This window comes from Limnospira sp. PMC 289.06, from assembly GCF_032350395.1.
In the GTDB taxonomy this organism is placed as follows: Bacteria; Cyanobacteriota; Cyanobacteriia; order Cyanobacteriales; family Microcoleaceae; genus Limnospira; species Limnospira platensis.
Map to the genome: position 1 here is coordinate 1 of NZ_JARPLC010000164.1, position 4,634 is coordinate 4,634.

Below are 4,634 nucleotides of genomic sequence, written 5' to 3' on the forward strand. Positions count from 1 at the left end.
ACTTATACAATAGCCATACATTATACTGTACTTTGTGTTTTGTGTAAAGGCTGTAACGCCAGAAAACGCGACACAATTTATGAGAAAATATAACCCTATAATTAACTTTCATCGCAGTGATGAAACCATTAGAGGTCGTGACATTTCGTCACCTGGAGCTGTGTTTAAAAGCTATGAAAAAATACCGGCTTATACGTTCGTCATAGAATCCTATTCAAGTCGGGATTCTCTCAACGATCATCCGGACAGTTTTTGACGATTAACAACAGAATGAGAGTTCCCGTTCTCCCCTGGAGATGCTGGCGATCGATCCATAGGGGACGACCCTGTTGCCAAATCTCCGTCTGCGATCGCCACTCTCCCTGGACAAACCTTTCCCCCCGATCACTCCGTCCAAATCGGTTAATTTCCCATAACAGCAACCGCGCATCCGGCCCTAAATCAATCCGTAAATCTTGGCGATAGATTGCGCCATTAAATACAATACTTTCCTGGGGTAACCATTCTAAATAAGCTCCCGAATCAACCTGAATCTGAATCCTTTGCCGCGCCACTTCCCCCAGACTTCGATACAGTTTAGCCGCCGCTGCTGTGGTAATTAAGGCATGAGTATTCTCCTGAAGATGAATCGATTGCGCCAGAGAATCCCCCCAACAATTCCCCCAGCCGTATGCAAAATGACGCTATGACAAACCCCTTCCCCTTCCGGATAAAAGGGTCGCTGCATCTTGAGAGGCGCCGTCGCCTTCGCGGATACCAGTTGAGTCGCGCTTCCCGATTGAGCATAAGCTAATTCTAAGCTGCCATGCCATCCTTTAAGCCCTGGATTTTCAGTCGGATTTTGAATAGGTTGATTCATAATTTGGTTGTATTCCTAACAATTGACAAAATAACCGCCCTTCAATATAATATTATGTTTGCCTACTCTCTCTGCACAGCCCGGATTTTCCCGAACCCTCGAAGTAGGGTGTTCAGGATGCTGTAGCGCACCTAACTCGGGGGTGGAAAACTTTGCGAAACCTGACCCACTGTCAGGACTGCTTGCACAGCGGATCTCCCTTTTAGAATAAGTTGCCCGAGTTTAGACAAACCTTAGCCCCTAATAAATATATCCCGAAAAAGCCCAGTGCAATTCTCTATTGATTTCGGCAGTCCCTTGGGTACCTATACGGTAGATATTCCCAATACGACTCAACAAGATTATGATACCATTGAAGCCTATTTTATTCCTAAAATAAATGCGCCCAAGGTCAAGTCCAGAGATGCGATCGCAGATGCTTTTTTATTTGCATGGAGCCTTTGTCCGAATGAAAATCCCTCCGACCTATGGCATCATGTCCTGTACCGAATTTACCTCCGCAATAAGCAGGGAACAAATCCCGAACAAAGTTGGGTGAGAACTTCCGGTGAAGCTTTTGAGTTAGCCTTATCCCAAAAATACAATCCCCTTTTAAGCAATCACGGCCTCAAGTTAACGCCTTTATTTTCCAAAAAAGACAAGAAAGAGACATTAGAGCGCATGGGAATTTCCCATTTAGTCGGCTCTAGTAAAATTGATATAGCCATTGAAAAGCAAGGTGAAAGTAGAGGACTATTACCGAACGGATATGGCATCATCGGTGGCATTCACGCCAAAGTTAGCTTGGCTGAAAGAGTATCCGATGATATTCCGGCCAGTCGAATTATGATGCAATATGGGTTCCTGAGTCTCTTATCGACCTTAGATGTTAAATCCTTCCCCCCTCCTCGGGGAGATTTAATTAATCGCGGAGAGTTCGGTTCACCGGACAATTCCAGTGACAAGCGGCGCTATATTGAAGAACATGGAGATTTTAGTGCTTGTTTTAGTTATAATACGCGGACTGTTCCCTCTCCCCAAATAACCTCAAGTGGAAAACAAATCTACGTGGTTTTTTCCAATATAACTCCCGATCCTTTTGTTCAGTTTCTAGCATAAGACCTCTGCCCTAGGGTCTGGCCCAGAAAATGACCAATTTCTGAGGCAATTGCCTCCGCAAGTTTCGGAGGAACTGCATTTCCAATTTGTTTAAATTGTTGAAATTGAGACCCATGAAAATAGTAGCGATCGGGAAAAGATTGAAGGCGAGCAGATTCCCTGACTGAAATAAAGCGATCAAACTCTGGATGGATAAAATCTGAGCAGTCTCTTGCCATGTGAGCGACCAGGGTATGAGACGGTGCATTCCAGTCTAATCGACGGTATTTATTAGCAAATCCTCCCGAATCGAGAGACTGTAAAACCTCCTGAATATCTACATGACCTTGCTGAAGAATTTCTCGCAGTTTTTCCTCCTTTTCTCGGTCTTGCCTTCGGCATTCATGAATATCCCTCAATCCATTTCCCCCTTTTAACAATTGATCAATGAGTTCCCGAGAAAACCCTCCTTCTTTAAGTCGAGAAGAAATTTCTGTTCCGTAATCTCCAGGGCGCATCAGAGCAAGACGCAGGCGACGAATTCCCATCATCCGTTTAGCGGAGTGATGCAAAATTTCACCTGTTTTGCTTCTTAATTCCTGCTGATAGCGACTCAAACCACTGACAGGCGGGTAAGGGATTGATTCGTGGGTTAAGCGAGGGGGTAAAACCTCTTCCGGTAAGTCTCCAATTGCCTCTGAAACCTTAATAGCTGGCTGATAGGGAGGGTCAAGACTTTCTGGAAATAGGCAAAGCTGATAAGAACTTGAGTCAGGTTTTGAGGTATTTTTGCTAATTTCATGAGTGGCAGAGGGAGGCTGGATTTTTTGATGATTGCTACCCCCTAGGATGAAAACCCGCTTTCTAAACTGAGGAACGCCAAAGTCTACCGCATCAAGGGTTATAACTGAGACACCATAGTTTAGTTTTTCAGCCTTATTTACAATATCCTCAACCACATAACCCCCTTCCAGGGAGAGGATGCCTACCACATTTTCCATAACAAATGCTTTCGGCCTAAATTCTTCTAAAAATTTTAAAAAATATCGATACAGTCGATTTCTTTGATCTAGAGGGTCTCTCTTGCCATAAGTGGAAAAGCCTTGACAGGGAGGCCCTCCCAGCAGAATATCTAAATCGCCTTTTCTGAGATTTAACGTTTGACGAAGCTCAAATGGATTCAAAGATTCAATCGATTCAGAAGATGTCATCGCTTCTGGATGATTATGGGATAAAGTTGCAAGGGCTGCTTGATCACAGTCATTTGCAAACAGCAGTTTAAATCCTTGGTTTTTAAATCCTGTTGTCATCCCTCCAGCGCCAGCAAATAGATCGATGGAGAGAAATGGGCGATCATTCATACTAACTTTACTTCTTTTTTGGCCCCTCTACTTTAGTGGGTAGTCCGGGTTATGGTTCTATTTTATCAATTTTTGGAACGAACTATAGAAATTTATCACCCTTAATGACATAAGAGGGGCGGGGTAAAGTTTAGGACCCCCTTCCGGATCTTTCTTAAACTAGCATCAGACTCCCTCCTTTTAGTAAAAATAGTCCCTTTCCATCAAAAAAGATGAGCTAGGATTAAACCGCTAGGAAGCGTTGAATGACTTCATTGCTGAGTTCTTCCGTGGAGCCCGAGGCCACAATTCCTCCTTTTTGCATGGCGTAATACCAATCGGCTTCGCGGACAAAATGCAAATGCTGTTCGACTAACAGGACCGAAATCCCCTTAGATTGGATAATCCGACGCACTGCGGCTTCGATTTCTAAAATAATCGAAGGTTGGATGCCTTCCGTGGGTTCATCCAGGATGAGTAAGCGAGGATTTCCCATCAAGGCGCGGGCGATCGCCAGTTGTTGTTGTTGTCCCCCACTCAAATCCCCCCCATCCGATGCAACATTTGGTTTAAAACCGGAAACAACTAAAAGATTTCATCAGGAATCTCTGGCGTTTTAGGCCGTTTGGGTCTTGCTTCTAAGCCCAAAATCAAGTTTTCTTTCACCGTCAACCGGGGAATGATTTCCCGCCCTTGAGGCACATAGCCGATGCCCATTTTAGCACGGCGATCGCTAGATTTATCGACAATGGGTTGCCCATCCAAATAGATTTGGCCCTTCCGAGGTTGCAGTAATCCCATAACGGTTTTTAACAGGGTCGTTTTGCCCACCCCATTCCGTCCAATCAGACAAACCATTTGTCCCGGAAATACGCTCAAATCCACATCCCGCAAAATGTGACTTTCTCCATAATAAACATTCAGTCAAACAGTAGGTTGGGTGAAACCCAAAGCGCGAAACCCGACCGTGAGACGATCGCCCTTATCAATAGTAACACAATTTACCATGTTCGCTCTCGGATGGGCGATGGTGGGAGATTCGGTCGAGAAGGATTCAGAAAATCGTGGACAACCATCCCCAGTAGGTTGGGTGAAACCCAACACTTGCCAATTGGGTGAAACAGGAACGCGATCGCCCTTATCAATAGTAACACAATTTACCATGTTCGCTCTCGGATGGGCGATGGTGGGAGATTCGGTCGAGAAGGATTCAGAAAATCGTGGACAACCATCCCCAGTAGGTTGGGTGAAACCCAACACTTGCCAATTGGGTGAAACAGGAACGCGATCGCCCTTATCAATAGTAACACAATTTACCATGTTCGCTCTCGGATGGGCGATGGTGGGAGATTCGGTCG

At 45.0% G+C, this 4,634-nt stretch carries 5 protein-coding genes and 1 pseudogene; 1 reads left to right on the plus strand and 5 read right to left on the minus strand.

Annotated features, from left to right (window positions below):
• Positions 1 to 230: 230 nt before the first annotated feature.
• Together P5674_RS26685 and P5674_RS26690 are read right to left on the minus strand one after the other, a co-directional pair.
• The gene (locus P5674_RS26685; protein WP_434057618.1) at positions 231 to 641 is read right to left on the minus strand and encodes an urease accessory protein UreD; all 411 of its coding nucleotides are present in this window, start codon (positions 639 to 641) and stop codon (positions 231 to 233) included.
• Positions 599 to 859 carry an urease accessory protein D gene (locus tag P5674_RS26690; RefSeq protein ID WP_014277059.1) on the minus strand — a complete coding sequence of 87 codons (261 nt, stop codon included), beginning with the start codon at positions 857 to 859 and terminating at the stop codon, positions 599 to 601. The genes P5674_RS26685 and P5674_RS26690 overlap by 43 nt, the downstream gene beginning before the upstream one ends.
• A 267-nt stretch (positions 860 to 1,126) precedes the next feature.
• Here P5674_RS26690 and P5674_RS21620 point away from each other — a divergent pair, with 267 nt between their 5' ends.
• Positions 1,127 to 1,957, plus strand: coding sequence for a BsaWI family type II restriction enzyme (locus tag P5674_RS21620; RefSeq protein WP_006616499.1), 831 nt, complete (start codon positions 1,127 to 1,129; stop codon positions 1,955 to 1,957).
• Here the strand turns inward: P5674_RS21620 and P5674_RS21625 are convergent.
• From P5674_RS21625 to P5674_RS21635, 3 genes and pseudogenes are all read right to left on the minus strand, one after another.
• Positions 1,942 to 3,297: a DNA cytosine methyltransferase gene (locus tag P5674_RS21625; RefSeq protein WP_006616500.1), complete on the minus strand. Its 1,356-nt coding sequence runs from the start codon at positions 3,295 to 3,297 to the stop codon at positions 1,942 to 1,944. The two genes, P5674_RS21620 and P5674_RS21625, sit on opposite strands and share 16 nt — an antisense overlap.
• 223 nt (positions 3,298 to 3,520) lie before the next feature.
• Positions 3,521 to 4,200: pseudogene (gene urtE / locus P5674_RS21630) on the minus strand (urea ABC transporter ATP-binding subunit UrtE).
• Positions 4,201 to 4,596: a hypothetical protein gene (locus tag P5674_RS21635; RefSeq protein ID WP_062945969.1), complete on the minus strand. Its 396-nt coding sequence runs from the start codon at positions 4,594 to 4,596 to the stop codon at positions 4,201 to 4,203.
• Positions 4,597 to 4,634: the final 38 nt, after the last annotated feature.